Origin of the sequence: Cyanobium sp. BA5m-21, assembly GCF_024346235.1 — a bacterium.
GTDB classification, from domain to species: domain Bacteria; phylum Cyanobacteriota; class Cyanobacteriia; order PCC-6307; family Cyanobiaceae; genus Cyanobium_A; species Cyanobium_A usitatum.
This window is the reverse complement of record NZ_JAGQCO010000006.1, coordinates 50,612-74,876: the sequence shown is the minus strand read 5'-3', so window position 1 is coordinate 74,876 and position 24,265 is coordinate 50,612. Positions and strand designations below refer to the sequence as shown.

The window sequence follows — 24,265 nt, the reverse complement described above, 5'->3', positions numbered from 1 at the left end:
GGGGTGGGCAACGCCAAACCTGCCTAGCCTCTCACGCCCCCCTGGCAGCAACTGGGGCTGGAATCGCTAACCTGATTGATAACGCGGAAGCCCTAGATGAGTGAGCTCCAGCGCCTGAAAGGGCTGCTGCCCCCTGAATTACAGAGCTGGGTGTTTGTTGAAGCGGCCGCCTCGGTGGAACCGCCCCTGATCACCATCGAGGAGATCGGTCGCGATGAAGTCGAAATTCAGGTCGACCTGGAAAGCTGGGACGGGCTGGCGATAGACCATCGCAACCTGCTGTTTTGGCACGAGGTGGGCCGCGTCCAGAACGATGCAGTACCCCGCGACGGCTGGGAAATGGCGGCCCTGGCGATCGGCCTGGGTGGAGCCATCGGTGAGCTGTGGGTGCAGGACGGCCTCCTTCTGGTGATGGCCCTGGGCCTGTCCGGCTTTGCCGGCTACCGCCTCTATCTCAAAAACAACTCCGAAAAGCGACTGCAGGACGCCATCGCCGCCGATGAGCGGGCCATCGACCTGGCCACCCGCTTCGGTTACACCCTGCCCAATGCCTACAAGAGTTTGGGCGGCGCCCTCAAGGAGCTGGTGGAGCAGACCCGCAAGAAAAAGAAGCGCGCCTTCTACGAAGACCGGCTCGAGGCACTGCGCAAGAGTGCCGGCAAGGCCCGGGCCGAAATGGCCCAGCAACAGGGCTCGCGTCAATCCGTCACCAGTGAGAACGTCTATGGCTGATTCCCCCGCTGGCAGGCCCACGACCCACCAGGATCTCGACAGCGAGCAGCTGGCCAAGCTGGCGGCAGAAGCCTGTGACGACCGCAAGGCCGTGGACATTCGCCTGATCCGGGTTGACGAGGTGTCGTCGTTGGCCGATTGGTTTGTGATCTGCAGCGGCCTCTCCGATGTGCAGGTGCGGGCCATCGCCCGCTCGGCTGAGGATCAGATCGAGGAAACCACCGGCCGGCTACCCCTACGGCGCGAAGGCCAGAAGGAGGGCCGCTGGATGCTGCTCGATTACGGCGAAGTGATTGTGCATGTGCTCACCCCCAGCGAGCGCACCTACTACGACCTCGAATCCTTCTGGGGCCACGGTGAACAGGTGCGCTTCGTAAGCTCATTTCCAGCAGTTTCTCCCTGAACGCCATGCCGTGCCCGGTGCCGCCCGAGCAACGGCCCCTGCAGGAATACGAGCAGTTGCTGGCCTCCTGGTTTTTTGTTTGGCCGTCCCACGACCTGCCAGGTCTGTTGCGCCCTTTAGCCACCAGCTGGCTGTTGCTGCTGCCCCTCTCCACCTTGGTGGCTAGCGGCAGCTGGGTGTTGCGCCACCACCCGGCCCAGCTGGTGCTGGCGGGCATGGTGGCTGCAGTGGCGCTGCCGATGCTGCTGCTCGTGCGCCAGTGGCTCGGATGGAACTACGTGCACCGCCGCCTGGTCTCCGAGCGGGTCGAATACGAGGAATCGGGTTGGTACGACGGACAAGTGTGGGAAAAGCCCCTGGCCTGGCGCCAGCAGGACCTGCTAGTGGCCCAGCACCAGGTGCAACCGGTGCTGCGGCGGCTGCAACAGGGCGCAGCCCTGGCGGTAATCCTGGCCCTAGTGGGGGCAAGCCTCTGTCAGGCTCTTTGAGATCAGCTCCTGGGCTCTTGTGACCCTGTCCTCCAGTTTCGGTGGCACCGCCCGCGGGGGCGTCCCTCCCCTGGAGGTGCGGCTGCTGCGCAACGGCATCGTCGAATCGCGCCACCGGGTGCACGCGGTGGTTTGCGACGGCCGCGGCCGAGTATTGATGCGGGCAGGCGATCCCCAGCAGCTGAGCTTTGTGCGCTCTGCCCTAAAGCCCTTTCAGGCCACGGTTTTTGTGAGCAGTGGCGCCGCCGACCATTGCAATTGCGGCGAGCGGGGCCTGGCGATCGCCTGCGCTAGCCACACCGGCACGGCCATGCACGCCCGCGAGGCCTTCAAGCTGCTTTGGGGCGCTGAAATCGAGGCCGAGCAGCTGCAATGCCCCGTGCCCGACTGCGGCAAAAGCCCCCTTGAGCACAACTGTTCCGGCAAGCACGCCGCCTTCCTGGCCACCTGCCGGCAACTGAACTGGAGTACCGAGAGCTATCTACAAAAAGAGCATCCTCTCCAGCAGGAGGTGCTTAAGCGCGTAGGCGATTTGCTCGCCCTGCCCGCCGCCGAGCTGCTCACCGCCCGCGACGACTGCGGCGCCCCCACCCTGCAGCTGCAACTTGCCCAGATGGCCCTGCTCTACGCCCACCTGGGCGCCGGCAGCCAGGCCGACCTGGAGCGCCTCAGCCGGGCGATGCTGGCTCACCCCGAACTGGTGGCAGGGGAGGGACGCTTTGACACCGAACTGATGCGCGGCGGCCATGGTCAAGTGGTGAGCAAGGGCGGAGCTGAAGGCATCCAGTGCCTCAGCCGCGTCGGCGAAGGCATGGGGGTAGCGATCAAGGTGGAAGACGGCTCCGCCCGAGCCAAGCAAGCCGTAGCCCTGCACCTGCTCGAGCAGCTCGACTGGCTAACGCCGATAGCTCTCGAAGAGCTGCGCACTCGCTTCTTGATCCCAGCCCCCCATCTGCGCCTGGAAGTGATCGGCGAGCTGCGCTTCGACTGAGCGCCAGTACTAGGCACTTCGACTGGTATGGTTAAGAGGTCGACGCGGGGTAGAGCAGTCTGGTAGCTCGTCGGGCTCATAACCCGAAGGTCGCGAGTTCAAATCTCGCCCCCGCCACCACTTCCCAAAGCCCCGGCAGTCTCCTGTCGGGGCTTTGTTGTTTGAACATTCACCTCCGCTGCCCCAGCGATCACCGCCCAGAAAATGGCCATCCCCGCCAGCGTGACCCAGCCCGACGCCATCGTGGTGGGCTCCGGCGCTACCGGCGGTGTGGCTGCCATGGTGCTGGCCGAGGCGGGGCTGAGGGTGCTGGTGCTGGAGGCCGGTCCCGAGCTCTCATCCCGTCAGGCCTTCGGCAGCGAACCGCTTAATACGGCCCGGCGTGTGGCCAGCATCGCCAGCGGCCAGCAACGCATGCAGCGCCACCATCCGGGCTTCTGGAAACACAATCCCCAGCTGTTCGTCGATGAGCGGCTCAATCCCTACTCCACCCCAGACGACGCCCCGTTTTTGTGGAGCCGGGGCCGGCAGGTGGGGGGTAAAAGCCTCACCTGGGGAGGCATCACCCTGCGCCTTTCCGACTACGAATTTGGTGCAGCTGAGCGCGATGGTCAGGGGTCGGGCTGGCCGATCGGCAGCGCCGAGCTAGCGCCTTATTACACCCGCCTTGAGCAGTTGCTGGAGGTGCATGGAGCCTGCGACGGCCTGCCCCAGCTGCCCGATGGCCACTTCCAGGCGCCCCTGCCCTTCACCCCAGGCGAGCGCCACCTGAAGCGCCGCATCGACAACGAGCTTGGCTTGCCCCTGATCCACTCGCGCGGCTTCAACCTGCACCGGGGTGCGGGCTGGCCCCGCTCCGCCAGCCAGGGGCGCACATTGGCACGGGCCCTGGCAACGGGGCGCACCCAAGTGCGCAGCAACGCCGTGGTGAGCCACCTACTGCTCGACGGCGAGCGGGCCCAGGGCGTGGTGCTGGTAGATGGCAAAACGGCAGCCCACGAGCGCATTGAGGCGCCCTTGGTGGTGCTCTGCGCCTCAACGATCGAGACCCTGCGGATCCTGCTGCACTCGAGCGAAGCCCACCAACGCGGCGGCCTAATCGATCCATCCGGCAGCCTCGGGCGCTATCTGATGGACCACATCTCCAGCAGTCGCTTCTTTTCGATTCCCGGGGTGCCGGCCCTTGATGGGCCCAGCGAACTTTCTGGGGCTGGTAGCTGCTTCATACCCAACACGGTCAACCTGGATGCGGGCAGCGAAGCTGATTTCAGTGGCGGCTATGGACTCTGGACAGCCCTACAGCGCTTTGATCCACCAGCCCTGCTGCAGCGACGCCGGGGCGAGGCGGTGGGTTTTCTGATCGGTCACGGCGACGTGCAACCCAACGCCGACAACCAGGTGACCTTGAACGGTGAACATCTCGATGCCTGGGGGTTACCCACCGCCCACATCACCTGCCGCTGGGGTGCAAACGAGCAGCGCCTGGTGGCCCACATGCACCGGCGCATGGAGGCGGTGGTGGCAGCTGGTGGGGGGCAGATCCGGCCCATCGAAGAGCTATTTGTGCTGCCGCTGCTGGAGCCCTGGATCCGCACCAGCCTGGCGGTGAGTCCCGAGGCGCCACCACCTGGCTACTACATCCACGAACTCGGCGGCGCCCGCATGGCAAGCCAGCCCGAGGCAGGTGTGGTGAATCACCTCAACCAGTGCTGGGGCGCCCCCAATGTCCTGGTAGTCGATGGGGCCTGCTGGCCCCGGGCCGGCTGGCAGAGCCCAACCCTCACTGAAATGGCCATAACCTGGCGCGCTTGCGAAGCCGCTGCCGCCAGGTTGCGCCAAGGAGACCCCTAACCCGGTTGCGATCCGGTGTCTATCGCCACAACCGGCTTGAGCAACCCTGCTCACAATGGCAACGTCGACCTCTAAAAGGTCGGGCAAGGGAGTCTCAGGCGGAGGTTGGCCCCTCCGCCTTTTTTTTGTTATCTGCCACCAGATTTGAAAAATTCAGGGGCGCAGGAACAGGCCGTTGAGGTAGTGCTGGCTCACCCCCTGATCGGCGCAGCCGTGCTGAAACAGGAAGCTGGACAGCGCTGAGGAGATCAAGCGGTATTGATCCCACTGGGGGTGGCTGCGCAGGAACTCGCGCATGCCATCGAACAACACCTCTGGCACCTCCGCCTCCAGGCTGATGCTGCCGGCTTCTGCCTCCACTAACCCTTCTGCGCAGCTGGGTTGCTCCATACATCGTTGGAGGTGACTGCGCTCGGCTGCCATTACGAAACAAGAGGTGGGGTGACTCAGTAGGCCACATCGGTGCCAGGTCCGTCAAAGCCTGAAGGCCAGGGCGAAACCACACCGTTCTCAACTGAGATTGCCTGTGCCGGCGGCTCCATAACGGCGCAGCGAGGATTTTCAAAGCCTGCAAGGGCGGCCGCTGGTGGTGATGTCAAGGCCAGACTGAACAAAAGCAGTTATTCCCCAACTGCCAGGCCTAAACTGGCTTAGAAGCCTCATTTCTGGGGAAAACCCCTAATAAACTGGGGAAAAGACGGCAATAATGGGGAATACGGATAACCAATCAGCAGAACTGATGAGCTGGAGTCTCGCGAGACTTCCGGCGAGCTGAGAAGACTGAGCCACGCCAAACCGAGAGGGCTCAACTGCTGCCGCCCTGGCGCAGGGTTGTGGGACCGAGGGGATGGTCCGCGTGGGGGTAGGGCGGATGGTGATGGCTGTGCCCAGGGGAGTGGTCGTGATCGTGGGTGTGGCCGCCCACTGGAATCGGCACTCCATCGGGCTGGCAGGCACCGGTGCACTCGCGCTCACAGAGGTCACAGCCGTCGGTGAGCCCTTCAACGTGGTGGTGGTGGCTGTGCTGGGGCGCCCCAACCTCAGTCTCAAAGCCCAGCACCTGGGCCCGGTATTTGCACAGCGAACAATTCATGTTGGCGTCACCGCGCACCACCTCGGCCACCCGCTCCACAAAGGTGTCAAGCACCAGGGGGTGATCTGCCAGATAGGAGGCCTTGAGGAACTCCACCTCGGGATGGTCCTGGGCCACCCTCTCGGTGTGCTGCTGAATCCGACTCACCAGCACCCCGGAAAACAGGAAATAGGGGAAAACGACAACCCGGCGATAGCCAAGTCTCACCACTTGGCGAAGTCCAGGCTCCACTAATGGAAAGGTGACCCCGGAATAAACCGTTTCACCCCAGCCAAAACCAAAACCCTCCACCAACATCCGCGTCACCTTGGCGACATTGGAGTTGGCATCGGGGTCGGACGAGCCCCGGCCCACCACGACCAACATGGTTTCGTGCAGGGGCACCTCTGTGGCTGCCCCATCAAGGACTTCGCGAATCCGGGCCCCGGCGGCCTGAATCATCTTCAGGTCAACCCCCAGTTCACGGCCGTAGTCAATGCGCAGACCCGTCTCCGCCGCGTAGGTATTGAGCACCGAGGGGATGTCGTTTTTGGCGTGGCCCGCTGCGAACAGCATGGCCGGCACGGCCAGCACGTGGCTTACCCCCCGGGCCCGCAGCGCCTCCAGGCCATCGCGCAGGATCGGCCTGGCAAATTCCAGATAGCCGTATTCCACAGGCACCTCGGGCAGCAGCGCTTGGAGCCCCTTGGCCAGCTCGGCAAATTCGGCCACTGCCAGCCGATTGCGGCTGCCGTGGCCGCAAACCAGCACCCCAATCGGGCCGTGGGGACCGGCACTCAGGTCGGGATGGGAGAGGGAAGCCATGGCCACTCGCACTTGAGGGCGACCCTATTCCGGGAAGCAGCGGGTCAGGATGGGGATATCCGGGCTGCCTAGCCGTCATGGCCCTGCGCCTTCCCCCATACCAGCCGTTACCGGCCCCGCGCCCGGGGGGTGAGCTGCTTGAGGTGCCCATCGCCCAGCTGCGCCCCACCCAGCTCTGCGTGGGACTGGCTGAAGTGCGCAGCAGGCTGCGTGATTTCGGGGCCGAAAATACCCGCGAACGCCGCTCCTACCTGGGCAGCAAGCCCGTGCCGCTGGTGCGCAGCGCCGATGGCAGCGTGTGGATGGTCGACCGCCACCACCGCCTACGGGCCCTGATCGAGATCGAACCCGACGCCATCGCCTTCGGCTACGTGGTGCTCGAGCTCGACAGCCCCGACCCCGAGCAGGTGCTTGCGGCCCTGCATCAACGCGGCTGGCTCTACCTCTATGACGGCAGGGGCTTGGGGCCCCTGCCCCCCAGCGCCCTGCCCGAGCAGCTCACAGGCCTGCAGGACGACCCCTACCGCAGCTTGGTGTGGAAGCTGAAGCAGGAGGGGGTGCTGGCCGCCGCCCCGCTGATTCCCTTCCACGAATTCCGCTGGGGGGCCTGGCTGCGCAGCCGCCCCCTACCGCCCTTCAGCTCCGAGCAACTCGAGCCGGCCCTGCCCCGCGCCCGCGCTCTGGCCCGCTCCCGCGCCGCTGCCCACCTGGCTGGCTGGAAGGGCTCAGGCAGTTGCTAGGCGGCGCCAGTTGCTAGGCGGCCCCAACTGCCCCAGGCTGGAGCTCCACCGCCCCCCTGCGCCGTAAATGCCATACAGCCACCTGCTGGTGCCCACCGATGGCTCCGAGCTCTCAGACAAGGCCGTGCAGCAGGCGGTGGCGCTGGGCCACAGCCTGGGAGCTCGCATCACCTTTTTCCACGCGCAATCCAACTTCCCCATCTCCCTAGTGGGCGTGGGTGAGCTGGTGGACCCCAATACGGTGACCGCCCTAGTGCAAGCCGCTCGCCATGGCGCCGAGCAAATCCTGGCGGCAGCAGCAGCCATGGCCCAGGCCGCCGGGGTGGTCAGCGACCAGGACACCGTGGTTAGCTCCATGCCCTATGCGGCAATCGTGGAGGCCGCCACCCGCCATGGGGCTGATCTGATTGTGATGGCATCCCATGGCCGCCGCGGCCTGGAGGGAGTGCTGCTGGGCAGCGAAACCCACCGGGTGCTTACCCACAGCAGCTGCCCGGTGCTGGTTGTGCGTTGAGCTCCGGCCACTACGCTGCCTGCGACAGCAACAGGCGTGCCGGTGGCTAAGGACGAAACGAGCAGGGGCGAAGAACTGCAGGGCCTGGGCTGGACGCCTGAGGAGGTGCGCCAATACGAGGAGCTGTGGGAATACCGGCAGCGCTGGGGCGCCATCAACCTGGAGCCGGAAGATCGGGTGTTACTTCGGCGAGCTGAAGCAGCCCTGCCCAAGCGGGTTGCCCATGGCAAGAGCTCGCTCAAAAAAACACTGCAGCAGAAATCTCACTACCGCTGGCTGTGTCTCTATCGAGACGCCATGCTCACCTCCGCCGAAGGCCTTGGCCTCCAGCCCGGCGAAGAAGCCGCTTGGGTGATTCTGCTCGAGGCCGAGTTACGAGCCCTGGATCACTACGAGCCGGTGCTGGGGTTGCCTGACACCCTCAAGGCCAAGGCCCTACTGCCGGCCCGGGAGGCCTGGATCGCTGCCATCGCCGCCCAGGGACGGGAGCTCAGCTTCGACTTCGACGCACCGCTGGAAGCCCTCAAGCAGCAGGAAGCCACCAGCTGGAAGCCCCTGCGCAACGTTGGGGCCCGCTCCTATCCGGTGCTCGAAGCTGGCGCCGCTGCCAACTTCCGCTCCCAGATGAACCAGGAGGTAGCCCAGCTGATCCGCTCCACCTTCCCCTCGCTCAAGGACAGCGACAAGCCGGAGCCCCCGAGCTCCTAGGGCGCCGGGGCGCCGGCGCTGGACTGCACCGGTACCCGGCCCACCTTCCAGATGCGCTCGGCGTAGTCAGCGATCGAGCGGTCGCTGCTGAAGAAGCCACAGCGCATCGTGTTGTGCAGCGACATCCGCGCCCAGCGGCCCCGGTCGAGCCAGGCTTCATCTACGGCGTTTTGAGCTCGGCGGTAGTCGGCCACATCAGCCATCACCCGGAAGGGATCGTGGCTGGTGAGGCTGGCCAACAAGGGGTAGAAGAGCTCTCCATCACCCTCGCTGAAGTAGCCCGAGCCGATCAACTCCAGGGCCTGGCGCACGGCCGGGTCCTGCTCGATCCAGGGCATCGGGTGATAACCGCTGTGGCCCAGCTGCTCGATCTGCTCTGCGGTGTGGCCAAAGAGGAAGAAGTTCTCAGCCCCAACGCAATCGCGGATTTCGATGTTGGCCCCATCGAGGGTGCCAATCGTGACCGCACCATTGAGAGCCATCTTCATGTTGCCGGTGCCGGAAGCCTCCTTACCAGCGGTGGAAATCTGCTCAGAGAGATCCACCGCTGGATACACCAGCTGGCCCAGGCTGACGCTGAAGTTGGGCAGGAACACCACCTTGAGGCGGCCATCCATGGCCGGATCCATGTTGACCACGTCGGCGATACCGACCAGCAGGCGGATGATCAACTTGGCCAGGGCATAGCCCGGAGCCGCCTTGCCACCGAACACAAAGGTGCGCGGCGGCAGGTCTTCACCGGCGCGGATGCGCAGATAGCGCTCAACGATCTGCAGGGCCGCCAAGTGCTGGCGCTTGTATTCGTGGATGCGCTTGACCTGCACATCAAACAGGGAGGTGTGATCAACCAGCACCCCCAGCTCGCGGCGCATGTACTGGGCGAGGCGCTGCTTGCCGAGATCCCGCACAGCCTGCCAGCGCTCCAGGAACGCAGAGTCGTCGGCAAAGGCGGCAAGACCTTGAAGCTCCTCGAGGTGGGTGCGCCAGCGATCGCCGATCGCCTCATCGAGCAGGGCCGCCAGCGGTGGGTTAGCCACCGCCAGCCAGCGCCGCGGTGTGACGCCGTTGGTGACATTGGTGAACCGCTCCGGCCAGATCCGGGCCAGATCAGCAAACAGGTGCTGCTTAAGCAAGGTGCTGTGCAGCTCGGCCACGCCGTTGACGTGGTGGCTGCCCACCACCGCCAAGTGGGCCATGCGCACCCGGCGCTGCGGGCCCTCCTCAATTAAGGAAATGCGCTGCAGGATTTGGGAATCGCCGGGATAGCGAATCCGGGCCATGCGCAGGAAGCGGGTGTTGATCTCGTAGATGATCTCGAGCTGGCGGGGCAGCAACTGCTCAAACAGCTCCACGCCCCAGGTTTCCAGGGCCTCGGGCAGCAGGGTGTGATTGGTGTAACTGATGCTGGCGGTGGTGATCGACCAAGCGGTATCCCAATCGATGCCGTACTCGTCCATCAGCAGCCGCATCAACTCAGCCACGGCGATGGCTGGATGGGTGTCGTTCAGCTGCAGCGCAAACTTGCGGTGGAAGTCGGTAACCTCCAGCCCCTGGCCCCGCAGGATGCGGAACATGTCCTGCAGGGAGCAGCTGACGAAGAAGATCTGCTGGGAGAGACGCAGTCGCTTGCCCTGGTCCAGCTCGTCGTTGGGGTAGAGGACCTTTGAAAGGGTCTCCGCCTGCATTTTGCGCAGCACCGCCCTGGTGTAATCGCCGGCGTTAAAGGAAGCGAAGTCGAAGGCCTCGGGAGCCACCGCCGACCAGAGCCGCAGGGTATTGGCGGTGTTTACGCCATAGCCCAGGATTGGGGTGTCGTAGGCGACGCCGATCACGGTTTGTTCACCTATCTGCACCGGATAGCTCCACTCCGGCCGGATCACCTCCCAGGGATTGCCATGGGCCAGCCAGGGATCGGTGCTCTCCACCTGGCCGTGGGGGGTGATCTGCTGGCGGAAGATGCCGAACTCGTAGCGGATGCCGTAGCCGATCGCTGGCAGCTCCAGCGTCGCCATCGACTCCTGGAAGCAGGCGGCCAGTCGCCCTAAGCCACCATTACCAAGACCGGGTTCGGGCTCCTCGGCGATCAGCTCCTCAAGGCTCAAGCCCAAGCTGGCGCAGGCCTCCCGGGCTGCCTCCACCAAACCCAGATTCACCAGGTTGTTTTCCAGGTGCGGGCCCAGTAGGTATTCCGCCGACAGGTAGGTGGCCGTGCGGACATGCTCGCGGGTGTAAGTGTCGGCGGTGTCGACCCAGTTTTTGAGCAAGCGATCACGCACCGCCAAAGCCAGGCAGCGGTAATGGTCATGGCTGGTGGCCAGGGAGCTGGACTTGGCCTGACTGAAGAAGAGATGCCCTTGCATCGACTCCTTCAGAGCCTGGCTATCGGCTGAGGCCATCCCTGACTACTTCAAAGCGAAAGTCTGGGGCTGGCGACTCAAATTCGCAGCAGCGTGGTCACGGTTACCGCACACGCCAAGCCAGGCCCAATCGCGCCGCTGGTATCAACCGCAGCAAAGTTTGAAGGGGGGAACAGCTTTGTGTAGGTGAATTGACGTTCAGTGGCGAACTCCCCATGCCCTCCCAACCACGCCTTCAAGCCCTCGAAAAGATTCTCAGCCGCCCCGCCGCCCCTACCGCTCCAATTCAGCCCCTCGATGAGCTCTGGGCTAGCGACGTATTCACCCTCGACAAGATGAAGGCGGCGCTGCCGAAGGAGATCTTCAAATCGGTGCAGCGCACCATCAAGGAGGGCAGCAAGCTCGACGTGTCGGTGGCAAACGTTGTAGCCCAGGCGATGAAGGAGTGGGCCACCGCCCGAGGTGCCCTGTATTACTCCCACGTTTTTTATCCGCTCACCAACTCCACTGCAGAGAAGCACGACGGCTTCATCTCACCCCAGGGCGACGGCACGGTCTTCACCGAATTCACCGGCAAGGTGCTGGTGCAGGGCGAGCCCGACGGCTCCTCCTTTCCCAATGGCGGTATCCGCTCCACCTTTGAAGCTCGCGGCTACACCGCCTGGGATATCACCAGCCCCGCCTGGCTGATGGAGACGCCCAACGGTGTCACCCTCTGCATCCCCACCGTCTTCGTCTCGTGGACCGGCGAGGCCCTCGACAAAAAAACCCCCCTGCTGCGCTCGATCGCAGCCGTAAACAAACAGGCCCACAGGCTGCTCAGCCTGCTGGGGGAAACCACCATTGCCCCGGTCAACTCCAGCTGCGGCGCCGAGCAGGAGTACTTCCTGATCGACAGCGCCTACGTGCCCCTGCGGCCAGACCTGCTGTTGGCCGGCCGCACCCTGTTCGGTCGCCCCTCCGCCAAGGGCCAACAGTTTGACGACCACTACTTCGGCGCCATCCCGGAGCGGGTGCAGGTGTTCATGCAGGAGGTGGAGCGGCAGATGTACCGCCTGGGGATTCCGGCCAAAACCCGCCACAACGAGGTGGCCCCATCGCAGTTTGAGATTGCGCCTTTCTTCGAGGCCGCCAACGTGGCTACCGACCACCAGCAGCTCACCATGACCCTGCTGCGCAGCACAGCGAAGAAACATGGTCTGGCCTGCCTGCTGCACGAGAAGCCCTTCGCTGGCATCAACGGCTCTGGCAAGCACGTCAACTGGTCGATCGGCAACGCCACCCAGGGGAACCTGCTCGATCCGGGCAAGACGCCCCATAAAAACCTGCAGTTTCTGATGTTCTGCGGAGCGGTGATCCGCGGCGTGCATATGTACGGCCCCCTGCTGCGGGCCGTGATCGCCACCGCCAGCAACGACCACCGCCTCGGAGCCAACGAAGCACCCCCGGCAATCATCTCGGTGTATCTGGGCAGCCAGCTGGAGGATGTGTTCAACCAGATCCGCGAGGGCCGACTCTCCGGCTCGGCCCTCGGCGGCGTGATGGACTTCGGGGTGGATACCTTGCCCGAATTCGACAAGGACGCCGGTGATCGCAACCGCACCTCACCCTTTGCCTTCACGGGCAACCGCTTCGAGTTTCGCGCCGTCGGCTCCAACCAATCGGTGGCTGGCCCGCTTGTGGCCCTTAACACCATCCTGGCCGATTCCCTCGCCTGGATCTCCAGCGAGCTGGAGGCAAAGCTGGGAAGTGGCTACGGCCTTGAGGAAGGGGCTCTGGCCGTGCTCAAGACCCTGATCGAACAGCATGGCGCCGTCGTGTTTGGCGGCAACGGCTATTCCGATGAGTGGCACCGCATGGCAGTGGAGGAGCGGGGCCTGGAAAACCTGCGCACTACCGCCGATGCCCTGCCGGTGTTGGAGCGCCAATCAATGCGCGAGCTGTTCGAGCGCACCGGCGTGCTCTCGGCTGTCGAGCTGCAGAGCCGCTTCGAGGTTTACGCCGAGCAGTACATCCTGGCGATCGATGTGGAAGCGAAGCTGGCCGTCCAGATCGCCCGCACCCAGGTGTACCCGGCAGCGATCCGCTACCTCGGCGAACTAGCTGAATCCCTGCAACTGCAGAGTTCACTAGGCATCCAGGTATCGCCGGAAACCTCCAAGGAGGTGGCTGGACTGTGCCAGTCGTTGATGGACATCAGCGGCCAACTGCAAAGCGCCATCGACCATCCCCCCCACGGCACCGAAGCCCACATGCGCTACTCCGCCGACACCCTGGTGCCGTTGATGGCCGACTTGCGCGTGGCGGTTGACGGCCTGGAGGCCCTGGTCGACGACAACCTCTGGCCCCTACCCACCTACCAGGAGATGCTGTTCGTGCGTTGAGCAAGGCGGCTGCGCCCGCTCACTGCGGAAAAACGCTGATGCGAGCGCGTTCTACGTAACTGGGGTCGGCCATGGTGTCGACCTCAAAGCAGGTCCAGGTGGCACTGGGTGCGGGGCTGCGCTCAAGCAACGGCCATTCGATACGCCGGCGCTGATAGGTGAGGCCCACACAAGTAAGTGCCTGGTCATCGGCCATCAGCGACCAGAGCACGTGCACCTCGCCGCGGTCATAGGCGATAGGAAGCTCCTGCCCCCCCTGCTCTGGCAACCATCCCGGAGCGAGGGTCAGGCCAGTCTGATTTTCCCAACACAAGTAGGAGCCGTTATCGGTGGGATAAAACCAGCAGGTCTCATTGGCTGCCTCAGCCAGGGGAAAGCGATCCAGCAGCTCCACCTGCTGCACTTGCAGCCAAGAGCCTTCGGCGGGGCCCCTAACGGCGTAGACGCCGATCCACAGGGAGGGCACGTCAAACTGCGTCACCACGGCATCGCAGATCAGGGAACGCCGCTCTGGCGCTGAGCCGAGGGGATCTTCACCGGCGATGGTGGCGCAGCCACTAGCCACCAACTCATCGAGGCTGCCCTGCCATTGATCTGGCATCCGAAACAGCCTCAGACCCCGGCCGAGATCAGGACCCTGGTGGCCTTGGGCCGCAACCAGAGCCTGCCAATCAACGCCCTCTTCGGGCAACTCCTGGCCCCTGGTCAACAGAAAGGCTAGGGAGTGGAGCATGGGTGCCTGCACAGGTCAGGGGCGCAGTAAAAGCGGACCCTAGAAGCCCTGACTGTTTAAAGCGGTGTTCTTGGCTGCCGGTCAGAGCACCAACTCCACGATCACAAAGCCCACAAGGGCCGCCAGAGCCAGCAGGGATGGCACACGCATCGAATTCTGCACCGTTCAATTCTTAAGCAAATCCTAGGAGCGCTGGCTGGCCCTGGATTGGGATCGGGGAGGTCTTCACATCTCTTGCTCCTGAGAGACTGGGATCATCAGCAATTCCGCACCCCAGGCGATGCAAAGCAGCGACGGCAGCCACCGCACAGCTTTCAGCCTGATGCTGCTGGTCGTGGTGGCCATCGGCCTACACGTTTACGCCTTACGGGTAAAAGAGGTAAAACCGATTCGCCAGCTGCCAAGAACCAGTCTTAGCCCCGATGGCCAGGGGCGCTTAGCCGGGTCCCAATCCAACCGGATTCAGCGAATACTTGAAAACTGAAAGCCAGCCTCAGCGCTCGAAGGCAAGGCCCACCAAAGAACGATTGGCACCCTTGACTTGCCAGCAGCCCTTAACCGGCCTGTAGCCACAGCCACGGCCATGGGCCTGGGTGATAAGTACGCCATGGCCGCCGGGATACAAATCAAGCTGTGGATCAACCCATATCGCCACGCCACCAGCACTGAAGTTGGCGATTTTCACAGGAATTACAGGCAGCACCCTGCACTCCCACCGCAACCAGCCCTCCATGGGTTGCTCCACTGGCCAACGCTGACCCTCGCGGAGGTTGATGAACCCAGCGAGAGGCCTGTTTCGCAGGCGAAATCTGGTCGCCGATCCCATAAAACCCCCACTACGCAGGCCAGAGATGACCGATCGCGGCAAGCGCGCCTCACCTCTTCTTAAGTTTAGACCCATCTGACACTAGATAGGCCGAGGTCCCGGCAGCCTTATCAAAAGCCGCTCCAGAAGCGCAAGGCACAAAGATCTCGCCCTTAGCCAGCCATGAGCGTCGCCTAGGCCACCACGGGGCTTGCCGGCCATGGAGGACAGTGGATATATCGCGGCAGAGCTGATGCCCCAGACCATGCAAGCCAATTTGACCGGTCTGGTACCGACCCGATCGCCCAAGGCAGCCCATGGGGCGGCTGAAGAGACAAGCCAGTCCCAGCGGGGATTCGGTGGATCGGGCCAGAGCAAGTCACGACGCAAAGGGGGCAAAAAGCGCAGCCCTGCGCTGAGCAAAGCCGACTGGGGCCCTCTGGGTAAGCATCCCGATCTTGATGCGATCGTGGCGCGTCAGCGATTACACCTGCCCCTTGCCGGGCGCATCGGCGCCGACGAAGTCAACCGAGCTTGGAAGAGCGCCGCCGCCGAACACCACCCAGACCGCGGTGGCAGTCACGACACGATGCAACGGGTAAACGGGGCGCGGGATCTGCTGCTGGGCCGCAGCACCGTGGTGGAAAGGTCAGATTGAGTATGCAAATCGGATGGTGGTCCCATCGCCGATGCAACCCCCCTAGTGCTGGTGCACGGGCTGCTCGACAGCCCCGCTGTTTGCAATGCGCTTAAGCTCTGCCTGGGCAACCAGCGCCAACCGCTTTTAATCCCCGAACTACCGCTGCGGTTTGGCCTCACCCGCATCTCCGAGGCGGCGGAAGGGCATTTCCAAGTCCTGGCCGGCCCGCACCGCGGCAACGCCATCGCGCATCCCGAAGATGAAATCGGTCACCACGAAGCCCCTGAATCCCCAGCGCTGCTTGAGGATTTCGTTGAGCAGCACGGGGTGCTGGCCGCACCACTCGCCATTCACCTGGTTGTAGGCGCCCATCAGCGAGCCAGCCCCGGCCTCTACGCATGCGCGGAAGTGGGGCAGGTCAAGCTCGTGCAGCACCCGTTCACTCACCTGCACGTCCACCAGGAAGCGGGAGCTGTCGATCGAGTTAAGGGCTAAATGCTTGACGCAGGCCACGGCGTGGCGCTGGATGCCGCGGGTCATTGCCGCCCCCAGGCAGCCGAGCAGCACCGGATCTTCGCCATAGGTTTCCTGGGCCCGGCCCCAGCCGGGGTGGCGCAGCAGATTGACGCACACCGCCGCCAGCCAGTTGGCCCCAAAACTGCGAGCCTCGCGGGCCATGGCCACGCCGATCCGCTCCTCCAGATCCACGTCCCAGCAGGCACCGCGAGCAATCGGAGCGGGGAAGGTAGTCGCCCCGCCCTGGAGCACCACCCCCCGCGGGCCATCAACGAACTGCAGTCCGGCTAGCCCCAGGCGCGGCAACACTCCCGCTGGCCAGGGGTGCAGGTGGGAGGCGTCGCGGCTGGCAATGTCAACCATGCCGGGCCAGAAGTCGGTATTGCCCTCCAGCAGGGCAAGCTTCTCGGCAACGCTGAGCTGGGCCAGCAGCTCTTGGGCCCGGCGCTCAATCGACTGCTGATCAGTCTCTGGTGGCGCCGTCATGGCCTTTTCCCAAGCGGCATAAAAACTAGGAAGCCCGGAGCGCGTGCCCCGGGCTTCTGTTGACCCAGCTGTGGTGCCTGCCCGGATGGGTGGGGCTCGGCTGGGCGCAAGTTAGATAGCAATCAGATCATGAGATCTGGGTGTCTTAAGTTGTACTGCGGAGCTGCTGACGCAAGCACCTGGGGCCAGGTGACCAGTGGGACGTCTCGATTAATCCGGGGCACCTAAGGCGGCGCAGTGGAGGCTTTTCAGCCAAGAGACGTCAGAGATCCGTCGAGAGTGTTGGAGCAGGGGCCGGATCGTCAGAGCACTCCTGGCAAATGCTCAGGGGGGGTGTCTTCCATCAGTGGAGCCTCCGAATCCCGATGTCCACACGATCTCTCCGCCAAACCAAAAAGGCAACCATCCATACCGCTGCCGCAATGGCTCTTCACCCGCGGCAATCAGACTTCATGAAGGCCGCTTCACATCTGAGTCTGGATAGGAGCCAAGATTTCAATCAGCTAGTTCGGCACCCTTGAAGAGACAATCCAGGCTGGGGCTGCTGGCCCTGGCGTTCTTGGCGGCCTGGGCTACTGGCACGGGCATGGGAAATGCGCGCGCCGATGACGGCCCAAGCGCTGCTGCCCTGGGCGTGAAGGTAGAAACCCTGATCCGCAGCGATCGCTCCTGGAATGGGGACCTACTACCCAAGCTCAACGATATCCAAGCCGAAGTAACAGTGCTGCGCGTCACTGTGCCTGCCGGAGTAACCCTGCCCCGCCATCTCCATCCGGTGATCAATGCCGGCGTGTTGCTGCAGGGAAGCTTGCGAGTCGAAAGCGACGACGGCGCCAGCCAATCCCTGCAACCAGGCCAGGCCCTAATCGAAACGGTAAACAAAATGCATCGAGGCGTAAGCCTGGGTCCTGAGCCAGCGGTGGTCGTGGTGGTTTACGTGGCGCCGAAGGGCAGCCCCATCACGGTGCCAGCCGCCTCGGCCCCCAAAGGGAATCTCAACAAGGCGGCGGACGAGATCGTCACCGTGCGGCCGCTAACAACCAGCACCAACAAGCAAAAACTAAAGCAGTTTGTGGGCATTTCCGGCGCCAACAGCGGTGCCCGTGGCCTGTCGATGAACAGGGTGGTGATTCCCCCTGGTGGGCAGGCAGCAGCGCATCGCCATGTGGGATCGGAATCAGCGATATTTCTGCTGGCAGGCCGCGTTAAAACCTTTTACGGCCCTTGCTTGGAGAGGTCAGTGATCAACCAAACGGGCGACTTTCTATTCATCCCGGCAGGCGTCATCCACATGCCGGTAAACCTCAGTGCCAGCGAGCCCGCCATTGCAATTGTGGCCCGCAACGATGCCAACGAGCAAGAGCATGTGGAGCTGCACGCCCCTCCGGATAAGGTCAAGGACGCACAACGTACACCAAACTGTGCAGCACCAGGCCACAAATAGCTATTAAGGCCTGCAGCATCGGGGGAAATGCGGCGCCGCCTTGGTGGGCGATGGGGTAAACGCCGCACCGGCCAAAGAATCAAATACTTGCAGTTGACAAGCTTGACGGCATAAGCCATTTACAAGATGGCGAATGTGAATCTATACCGGCGGGGTCAGGCCTCTGGTTAACAGGTAAACCCCTACGTACAAAAATAGAAAGATCAAAAGCAAGCCACCAACAAATAATTTCCCATCCATCGGTGGTAGCTGATTTAGTTTCCGCCATCCTATCTAAGCAGAACCGACCTCATCAGCTCATAGGAGCGGGACGAGAAGGTTAAGAGGTGCTGCTCCTCAAGCAGATAGACACGCCCAAGTCATTCTGCTGCAAATCCGAGGTAATGGTTGATAGTTCCAGTCCCTCTCCCTAAGGTGAAAATTCTCCTCAGGCAACTGAGCGTTAATTGGCTGGCTGGAGGTGTCGCTGCTGGTGCGCTGGATTCTGGCCTTGAGTCTGCCGTCCCTTCCGGCCTGCATGCCGCTGCACCAGCGAACGGTGTCCGTGTTGATACCTGCCCGAAACGAGGCAGCAACCCTGCCAAATCTACTGGCGGCCCTCAGCAACCAGGTTCTCAGGCCCGCTGAAGTGATCGTGATCGAAATGACTCCAGCGACGGTACCGCCACCATCGCCCGCCAGGGCGCTGACACGCTTGCGATCAAGGTGATTCAGCCACCTCCTCTTCCCGAAGGCTGGTGCGGCAAGACCTGGGCTCTTCACCACGGTGTGCAGGCCAGCCGGGGGGATGTTTTGATTTTTCTCGACGCCGACACCGAACCTGCCCCACGGTTCCTGCAGCGGCTGCTCGCCCAACACGAGCAGCAAGGAGGACTGGTCTCGGTACAGCCCTATCACCGCTCAGAGAAGCCTTATGAGCAGCTCTCTCTGCTCTTCAACCTGGTGGGGCTGATGGCGGTAAGGCTGGGGCCGAGCTGTGGAGTCGCCTTCGGGCCGGCGATGGTGAGCAGTCGGGCCGACTATCAGCGCGCCGGCGGCCATGTGGCAGTGGCTGACAAAGTGGTGGAGGATTGGTTCCTAGCCCATCGCTACGAGCAGCTCGGCCTGCCCGTGAGCGCCTGGCTCGGCAGCGATTCGATCGCATATCGCATGTATCCCGGCGGGTTGGCCGACATGGTGGTCGGCTTCAATACGACCGCCGCCGGAGAAGTTCGCTGGCCCTGGATGCTGGCGATGCTGCTGTGGCTTTCGGGCCTCTTCTGGGCCGCCTGGTGTCTGCCTGGCGCCTTGCTGGGCTGGCCTCTGGTGGGGACCCACGCGATCGGCCCAAATGCATTGATCTATGGCGCCTTTGCCGTGCAGTTGCTGCTGCTCAGCCGCCGGGTAGGGCGCTTCCATTGGATCAACCTGATCTTTCCGATTCCGGTGCTGTTCTTTCTAGGGGTGTTCATCCTCGCGATCTTCAAGCTCGAGCAAGGGCATGTTTAGTGGAAGGGAAGGCGATTCAATACCCGCTGAGGGGCCTTGGGAGGCGTGATCTACGGGTTGATACAACCTTGCGGGTCTGCTGAGGCAGCTCGTACAAGGTTGCTGTGGCTGCTCGATTAGTGGGTATTCAAAAGAGGGCTGATCACACATCTGCTGCCGATCCGCTGATAAAGCTGAATCCCAGCAATTTGATGAGCATCATAGAAAAAACGAGCAGTTTTAATGTGCAACCACATGACTTGACAGGGGAAGATGTCCAGCCTGGATGAGCATCCAGGCACCAAGACAATTTTAGCCAATACTTCAAACCACAACACAAGTTTTAAACCGGCAAAGGAGAAATCACGCGGCATTTCTCGCATCACTTGTCATCACCCTCATTGCTGCTGGAGCACTGCCATGGCCCATCAATAACTACATTCAGATGGACTGAAAGACGAAGCGCATCTTGAACATGACTACGGTCGCCGTGGTCGCCCCATGGATTCTCAATGTAATGGGATTAATTGACTCCATCCGCGGGATACGTTTTGGCAGGCAATAACTTCGCGTGACCGAGTATTGATTAAATCACAGCAGAGCATTCAACGAAGAAGGATCAGCAAAAGCATAACCGTGCCTATAGAGTCCTAGGCGGCCATCATGTAAGTTCGCATACTTCTTCGTCGAGCCTCCTATATCCACGGCGCCTCGCCGGCAACGAAGAGGTCGTGTCTCGAGCGCTGGCTGTAGCAATTGACTACCGAAAGTTGCGCGTACCAGTGCATTGGTCAGATACTATAGCTAGATTACTGGCCTCTTGTGTACTTAGCGATTTTTGACTAAGAGCTAACATGGGAAAAACTGCGGCGCTGTGCCTCACACCCTGCAGCAGATTACAAAAATCCGCACAAACTTGAGGCTATGGGTAGCTTAAATACTCCAAATAAGTGCAGATTCTTCCAGTGATAAACGAATATGATCATTTCACCACTCGCAAGAGTGCGGCTTCTGCTTAATTTTGCCCCCAGATCGATAAAGTACTGCAATGAACGATAAACTACGAATTCTTCAGCGCCAACCACGCAGGATCTCAATTACATTAAGCTACAATGTACACGAGGCTTTGATAAAAAGATCAGACGAAGAGGGCCGCTCTGTTTCCAACCTTTGTGCATTCCTACTTGAAGATGCTTTAAAGGATCAGAGAGATCTGATAGGCATACACGTCCGAGAAAATATAGTGGATGGGTTGGCCAGTAAAAAGTTGATGCTTAACGGTGATTCCGTGTCTAATGGATTTTCTCGACGACCGTAGAGCATGCGGCAATTCCAGCCAAGCAGCTTATGCAAGGTACAGGGCTCACTCAATTGCCCTCCTTAGCTTATTAGGTTCTCGCCACTCTACAGACTGAATATGTTGCTTTGCATTACCCGTTGATTTTGCAATATCGACAAAAGCCATTCGCTTTTCAATACAAGATCGGTGGCTAATCACTTCTTGCTCGTCAGGAGAAAGCAATCTCAGGCATTGCTGAATCTATCATTGCCCTGAATAAGCCTAATCGTAGATTGCTTAATCCCTCAACATCTATAGGTAGAAAAGCGATAGCCCCTGGTCGGATCAAATCTTTCCACGGCTCGCATAAGGCCCAAATTACCTGCCTGAACAAGATCAATCTTGCCAACTTGGTTACCCCTAATTCGAAATCCATATTGCTTGACAACACTAACAATGAGCCTAAGGTTACAATTCATTATCCGGACGAAAGCACGGCGCCCCCTTCGCTGTTTGACACTCGCGATGTTGTCAAAGTCTCGCCATTTTCTATTCATTCGCCCAAGCTCAACCCCCTCCCCTTCACGCAGCAGTGGAATGCCACCATTCGCCTGTTGATAATCACTCAAGCAATCAGCCATGGAGACCAGCGAAGCAACTGCGGCCATACTCCTCCAGAAGACTCAACTTTAAAATTAAATCAGCACATATGCTTACTTAGTGCCGCGTTGCGCAGCCCCCTGCAGCATTAAATTGACAAGCAGCTGCGGGTATTTTTGGCATACTTCTCACGGCAATGCGACTATTCAAGCACTTCAAATCTAGCAGCTAAATATAGCACTAAAATCCACTAAAACTTATCATCGGGCGAATCAGGCGAGGATTAAAAGCCAGCAACCATCGTGGGTTCTGGCCGACAGGTAGTCAGCCAGATATGGCCGCCACCATGGAGGCCTGATCCATACCGATCAAGGCAGCCACTACATGCCGACAAAATACCGGCAATTGCTGGAGGACCACAAGATCAGCCGCAGAATGTCGGCCAAGGGATGCTGCTGAGATAACGCGTGGTGGAAAGATCACAAGCAGCAGTTCATCTCTGCCCGCACACTCTCCACTACGTGGCCCTGATCACTGTCCAACCAATCGGGGTAACCCCACTCCGTAGGGCTCAAGGGTTGCATTTGCAACTACTTTAAGCCAGGTTAGCCGGCCTCAAAGACTCCTGAAAAGCCTCATCTTTAATGTATAGAAACGACGCAGTAGCTGCGCGCAGGAATGCTCATCACTTACCAGAATGAACATCAATTTGCGTCAACTTTGGCTAAAACAGGGGTTGGCCGTCCAGTAAAGCCATAGTAACTCAGGCAATGACTAATGTCGCCCATTAATTATAAACTTTTAGCTCTTGCCATTGCCATCGATCAACCAGGGCCCTCACGCAGCTCAGAGCTTTGGAGGATTCAGTTTCACCTAGGGGCGCTTGACCTAGGGGCGCTTGTTATGACTGTAAGCATCAAGAAAATATGTTTCTGACCCTGAATGCAGGCCCAGATCAAGAATGGGTCGCCTGAGATTCGAACTCAGGACCAATCGGTTAAAAGCCGAGTGCTCTACCGCTGAGCTAGCGACCCGCGCCCTAAGGCACTTACGAACGTATCACCCAGGGGCGACCTCCTCCAAGGGGAGCGAGGCAACCGTGAGAATGGCCTAACAACTGGCCACAGCGGATGAGCGTCTTTCCCTGGCCCAAACCCCAAATCCACGCCGAGGCCTGGGTGGCCGAAACGGCCGTGGTAATCGGCGATGTGCAGCTAGCGGTAGGAGCAAGTCTCTGGCCCACTGCCGTCGCCCGCGGCGACCTCAGTTCAATCGTGGTGGGTGAGGGCAGCAACGTGCAAGACGGAGCAGTGCTGCATGGCGACCCCGACCAGCCTGTGACCATCGGCTCCGATGTGACCATCGGCCATCGGGCTGTGGTGCATGGCGCCACCCTTAAAGACGGCTGCCTGATCGGCATCGGCGCCATCGTGCTCAATGGCGTCACCGTGGGAGAGGAGGCCCTGGTGGCCGCCGGATCGGTAGTGACTCGCGACGTACCCGCTGGAGTCCTGGTCATGGGATCCCCGGCCCAGGTGAAACGAGAGCTCACGGCTGAGGCCCGGGCCGAGCAGCGCCAGCACGCCCGCCGCTACCGCCAACTCGCCGATGCCCATGCCCAGTCCCATGCCCAAGCGAACGGATGACGACATATCCGGGTCTAGACAGGCGAATCCTGAGGTTCAGTCCGTAAGATCCTTAGATCTCGTTTGACTTCCCATGGACGGTCGGCTGATTTTGGTGGTTGCTCCGATCCTGCTCGCCGCGAGCTGGGCCGTCTTCCATATCGGTCGTGCCGCCGTAGGACAGCTGCAATTGCTGCTGAAGCGCGCCCGCGCCTGAGCATTTGAGCTCTGAGCTGCTCGTTATCGGTGCTGGCCTGGCGGGTACGGAAGCCGCCTGGCAAATCGCTCAAGCTGGGCTGGAGGTGCGGTTGGTGGAAATGCGGCCAGTGCGCCGCAGCCCAGCCCACCACAGCTCTGAATTTGGCGAACTTGTATGCAGCAACAGCTTCGGCGCCCTAAGTAGCGATCGGGCCGCAGGCCTACTTCAAGAGGAATTGCGGCGCCTGGGTTCGATGGTGATTCGCACGGCTGACGCCCACGCCGTGCCTGCAGGCGGAGCCCTGGCAGTAGATCGCGGCCGCTACAGCGCCGCCCTCACCGCCGCCCTCGAGCAGCACCCGTTGGTGACGGTGGAGCGGCGGGAGCACACCGAGCTGCCCGGCCCCGGTGAGATCGCCGTGCTGGCCACCGGTCCGCTCACTAGCGAGCCCCTGGCGGAGCAGCTGCGGGAATTCACGGGCCGGGCCGACTGCCACTTCTTCGATGCGGCCAGCCCGATCGTCGAAGGCGAGAGCATCGACCTGGGCGTGGCCTTTCGCGCTTCCCGCTACGACAAGGGCGATGCCGACTACATCAACTGCCCCATGGACCGGGAGCAATTTCTTGCTTTTCGGCAGGAGCTGCTAATTGCCGAGCAGGCCGAGCTAAAGGACTTTGAAAAGGAGAGCGCTCACTTCTTCGAGGGCTGTCTCCCCATCGAGGAGCTGGCCCGCCGCGGCGAAGACACGATGCGCTATGGCCCGCTCAAGCCAATTGGCCTCTGGGATCCCCGCTGGGGCGATCTCAATGATCGCGATGTGCGCCGCGCCAAGCGGGCCTACGCGGTGGTGCAGCTGCGCCAGGAAGACAAGGACGGCCGCCTTTGGAACCTGGTGGGCTTCCAGACCAACCTGAAATGGGGCGAGCAGAAACGGGTATTGCGGCTGATCCCGGGCCTGGAGAACGCCGAGTTTGTGCGCTTTGGTGTGATGCACCGCAACACCTTCCTGGAATCGCCCCAGCTGCTCGATGCCACCTTGCAGTTCCGCCAGCGCCCCAGCCTGCTGGCCGCGGGCCAGATCACCGGCACCGAGGGCTACGCAGCCGCGGTAGCTGGTGGCTGGCTGGCTGGCACCAACGCCGCCAGACTGGCCCTGGGCCTGGAACCCCTGAGCCTGCCAAAAACCACGATGCTGGGCGCCCTCAGTCACTTCATCGCCGAAGCGCCCAGCAAGAAGTTCCAGCCCATGCCGCCCAACTTCGGCTTACTGCCCGAGCTAGCCGAACGCGTCCGCGAGAAACGGGCCCGCTACGGCGCCTACCGCGACCGGTCCCTAGCGGATCTTGAGCCTTTCACTCGGCCCCTACAACTGCACGACGACAGCGCCGCTGCCTAAGGTCGCTTCA

The 24,265-nt window shown here is 61.7% G+C and carries 24 protein-coding genes and 2 tRNA genes; 18 read left to right on the top strand and 8 right to left on the bottom strand.

What is annotated here, in order from left to right; genetic code table 11:
- Window positions 1–96 precede the first annotated feature (96 nt).
- The 6 genes from KBY72_RS03355 to KBY72_RS03330 all read left to right on the top strand — a co-directional run bounded on the left by KBY72_RS03355 (window position 97) and on the right by KBY72_RS03330 (window position 4,465).
- Window positions 97–732 carry a DUF3318 domain-containing protein gene (locus tag KBY72_RS03355; protein WP_106632970.1) on the top strand — a complete coding sequence of 212 codons (636 nt, stop codon included), beginning with the start codon at window positions 97–99 and terminating at the stop codon, window positions 730–732.
- Window positions 725–1,135, top strand: a complete 411-nt coding sequence (gene rsfS / locus KBY72_RS03350; protein ID WP_254960334.1) for a ribosome silencing factor — start codon at window positions 725–727, stop codon at window positions 1,133–1,135. Before KBY72_RS03355 ends, rsfS begins: the two co-directional genes overlap by 8 nt.
- A 5-nt stretch (window positions 1,136–1,140) precedes the next feature.
- Entirely contained in the window at window positions 1,141–1,623 is a 483-nt protein-coding gene (locus KBY72_RS03345; RefSeq protein ID WP_254930078.1) for a CGLD27 family protein, read from the top strand.
- A 19-nt stretch (window positions 1,624–1,642) separates the two neighbouring features.
- On the top strand, window positions 1,643–2,614 hold the full coding sequence (locus tag KBY72_RS03340) for an asparaginase (protein WP_254930077.1): 972 nt from the start codon (window positions 1,643–1,645) through the stop codon (window positions 2,612–2,614).
- Window positions 2,615–2,657: 43 nt separating this feature from the next.
- Window positions 2,658–2,734 (top strand) — tRNA-Met (locus tag KBY72_RS03335).
- Between the two features lie 84 nt (window positions 2,735–2,818).
- Complete coding sequence (locus KBY72_RS03330; protein ID WP_254960333.1) at window positions 2,819–4,465, top strand: GMC oxidoreductase; 1,647 nt, start codon at window positions 2,819–2,821, stop codon at window positions 4,463–4,465.
- A gap of 153 nt (window positions 4,466–4,618) precedes the next feature.
- On the opposite strand, the gene KBY72_RS03325 is transcribed toward KBY72_RS03330, so the two are convergent.
- The gene (locus KBY72_RS03325; RefSeq protein WP_254960332.1) at window positions 4,619–4,855 is read right to left on the bottom strand and encodes a DUF2811 domain-containing protein; all 237 of its coding nucleotides are present in this window, start codon (window positions 4,853–4,855) and stop codon (window positions 4,619–4,621) included.
- Window positions 4,856–5,270: 415 nt separating this feature from the next.
- On the bottom strand, window positions 5,271–6,362 hold the full coding sequence (locus tag KBY72_RS03320; RefSeq protein WP_254930074.1) for a sirohydrochlorin chelatase: 1,092 nt from the start codon (window positions 6,360–6,362) through the stop codon (window positions 5,271–5,273).
- Between the two features lie 77 nt (window positions 6,363–6,439).
- Between KBY72_RS03320 and KBY72_RS03315 the strand changes: the two genes are divergently transcribed.
- From KBY72_RS03315 to KBY72_RS03305, 3 genes are all read left to right on the top strand, one after another.
- The gene (locus KBY72_RS03315) at window positions 6,440–7,102 is read left to right on the top strand and encodes a ParB-like protein (protein ID WP_254930073.1); all 663 of its coding nucleotides are present in this window, start codon (window positions 6,440–6,442) and stop codon (window positions 7,100–7,102) included.
- A 67-nt stretch (window positions 7,103–7,169) separates the two neighbouring features.
- Entirely contained in the window at window positions 7,170–7,616 is a 447-nt protein-coding gene (locus KBY72_RS03310; RefSeq protein WP_254993069.1) for a universal stress protein, read from the top strand.
- A gap of 42 nt (window positions 7,617–7,658) precedes the next feature.
- A complete protein-coding gene (locus tag KBY72_RS03305) occupies window positions 7,659–8,324 on the top strand; it encodes a hypothetical protein (RefSeq protein ID WP_254993068.1) in 666 nt (221 codons plus the stop codon).
- Here the strand turns inward: KBY72_RS03305 and KBY72_RS03300 are convergent.
- Window positions 8,321–10,720, bottom strand: coding sequence for a glycogen/starch/alpha-glucan phosphorylase (locus KBY72_RS03300; protein ID WP_254993067.1), 2,400 nt, complete (start codon window positions 10,718–10,720; stop codon window positions 8,321–8,323). The two genes, KBY72_RS03305 and KBY72_RS03300, sit on opposite strands and share 4 nt — an antisense overlap.
- A 176-nt stretch (window positions 10,721–10,896) precedes the next feature.
- Here KBY72_RS03300 and KBY72_RS03295 point away from each other — a divergent pair, with 176 nt between their 5' ends.
- Complete coding sequence (locus tag KBY72_RS03295; protein WP_254960329.1) at window positions 10,897–13,065, top strand: glutamine synthetase III; 2,169 nt, start codon at window positions 10,897–10,899, stop codon at window positions 13,063–13,065.
- A gap of 19 nt (window positions 13,066–13,084) precedes the next feature.
- Here the strand turns inward: KBY72_RS03295 and KBY72_RS03290 are convergent, their stop codons facing one another.
- Window positions 13,085–13,798 carry a hypothetical protein gene (locus tag KBY72_RS03290; protein ID WP_254960328.1) on the bottom strand — a complete coding sequence of 238 codons (714 nt, stop codon included), beginning with the start codon at window positions 13,796–13,798 and terminating at the stop codon, window positions 13,085–13,087.
- A 280-nt stretch (window positions 13,799–14,078) separates the two neighbouring features.
- Here KBY72_RS03290 and KBY72_RS03285 point away from each other — a divergent pair, with 280 nt between their 5' ends.
- Window positions 14,079–14,282 (top strand): hypothetical protein, encoded by a 204-nt coding sequence (locus KBY72_RS03285; protein ID WP_254960327.1) that lies wholly within the window; start codon window positions 14,079–14,081, stop codon window positions 14,280–14,282.
- A gap of 9 nt (window positions 14,283–14,291) precedes the next feature.
- Here the strand turns inward: KBY72_RS03285 and KBY72_RS03280 are convergent, their stop codons facing one another.
- Window positions 14,292–14,483, bottom strand: a complete 192-nt coding sequence (locus tag KBY72_RS03280) for a hypothetical protein (RefSeq protein WP_254931286.1) — start codon at window positions 14,481–14,483, stop codon at window positions 14,292–14,294.
- A gap of 385 nt (window positions 14,484–14,868) precedes the next feature.
- Between KBY72_RS03280 and KBY72_RS03275 the strand changes: the two genes are divergently transcribed.
- On the top strand, window positions 14,869–15,261 hold the full coding sequence (locus KBY72_RS03275; protein ID WP_254960326.1) for a molecular chaperone DnaJ: 393 nt from the start codon (window positions 14,869–14,871) through the stop codon (window positions 15,259–15,261).
- Between the two features lie 138 nt (window positions 15,262–15,399).
- Here KBY72_RS03275 and KBY72_RS03270 read toward each other — a convergent pair whose 3' ends face one another.
- On the bottom strand, window positions 15,400–16,245 hold the full coding sequence (locus KBY72_RS03270; RefSeq protein ID WP_254993066.1) for a glycoside hydrolase family 3 protein: 846 nt from the start codon (window positions 16,243–16,245) through the stop codon (window positions 15,400–15,402).
- A gap of 517 nt (window positions 16,246–16,762) precedes the next feature.
- Here KBY72_RS03270 and KBY72_RS03265 point away from each other — a divergent pair.
- The 3 genes from KBY72_RS03265 (at window position 16,763) to KBY72_RS03255 (ending at window position 20,474) form a co-directional block, all read left to right on the top strand.
- Window positions 16,763–17,689, top strand: coding sequence for a cupin domain-containing protein (locus KBY72_RS03265; RefSeq protein ID WP_254960324.1), 927 nt, complete (start codon window positions 16,763–16,765; stop codon window positions 17,687–17,689).
- 669 nt (window positions 17,690–18,358) lie between these two features.
- On the top strand, window positions 18,359–19,177 hold the full coding sequence (locus KBY72_RS03260; RefSeq protein ID WP_315859517.1) for a glycosyltransferase: 819 nt from the start codon (window positions 18,359–18,361) through the stop codon (window positions 19,175–19,177).
- Between the two features lie 1,027 nt (window positions 19,178–20,204).
- On the top strand, window positions 20,205–20,474 hold the full coding sequence (locus KBY72_RS03255; protein WP_254931290.1) for a ribbon-helix-helix domain-containing protein: 270 nt from the start codon (window positions 20,205–20,207) through the stop codon (window positions 20,472–20,474).
- Window positions 20,475–20,740: 266 nt separating this feature from the next.
- Here the strand turns inward: KBY72_RS03255 and KBY72_RS14500 are convergent, their stop codons facing one another.
- Both KBY72_RS14500 and KBY72_RS03250 read right to left on the bottom strand, forming a co-directional pair.
- On the bottom strand, window positions 20,741–20,914 hold the full coding sequence (locus tag KBY72_RS14500; protein ID WP_254931292.1) for a sigma factor: 174 nt from the start codon (window positions 20,912–20,914) through the stop codon (window positions 20,741–20,743).
- A 1,083-nt stretch (window positions 20,915–21,997) separates the two neighbouring features.
- Window positions 21,998–22,069 (bottom strand) — tRNA-Lys (locus tag KBY72_RS03250).
- 96 nt (window positions 22,070–22,165) lie between these two features.
- Between KBY72_RS03250 and KBY72_RS03245 the strand changes: the two genes are divergently transcribed.
- The 3 genes from KBY72_RS03245 to trmFO all read left to right on the top strand — a co-directional run bounded on the left by KBY72_RS03245 (window position 22,166) and on the right by trmFO (window position 24,255).
- Window positions 22,166–22,681 carry a gamma carbonic anhydrase family protein gene (locus KBY72_RS03245; protein WP_254960323.1) on the top strand — a complete coding sequence of 172 codons (516 nt, stop codon included), beginning with the start codon at window positions 22,166–22,168 and terminating at the stop codon, window positions 22,679–22,681.
- Window positions 22,682–22,754: 73 nt separating this feature from the next.
- A complete protein-coding gene (locus KBY72_RS03240; RefSeq protein WP_106632785.1) occupies window positions 22,755–22,877 on the top strand; it encodes a photosystem II protein Y in 123 nt (40 codons plus the stop codon).
- A gap of 4 nt (window positions 22,878–22,881) precedes the next feature.
- Window positions 22,882–24,255 carry an FADH(2)-oxidizing methylenetetrahydrofolate--tRNA-(uracil(54)-C(5))-methyltransferase TrmFO gene (gene trmFO / locus KBY72_RS03235; protein WP_254960322.1) on the top strand — a complete coding sequence of 458 codons (1,374 nt, stop codon included), beginning with the start codon at window positions 22,882–22,884 and terminating at the stop codon, window positions 24,253–24,255.
- Window positions 24,256–24,265: the final 10 nt, after the last annotated feature.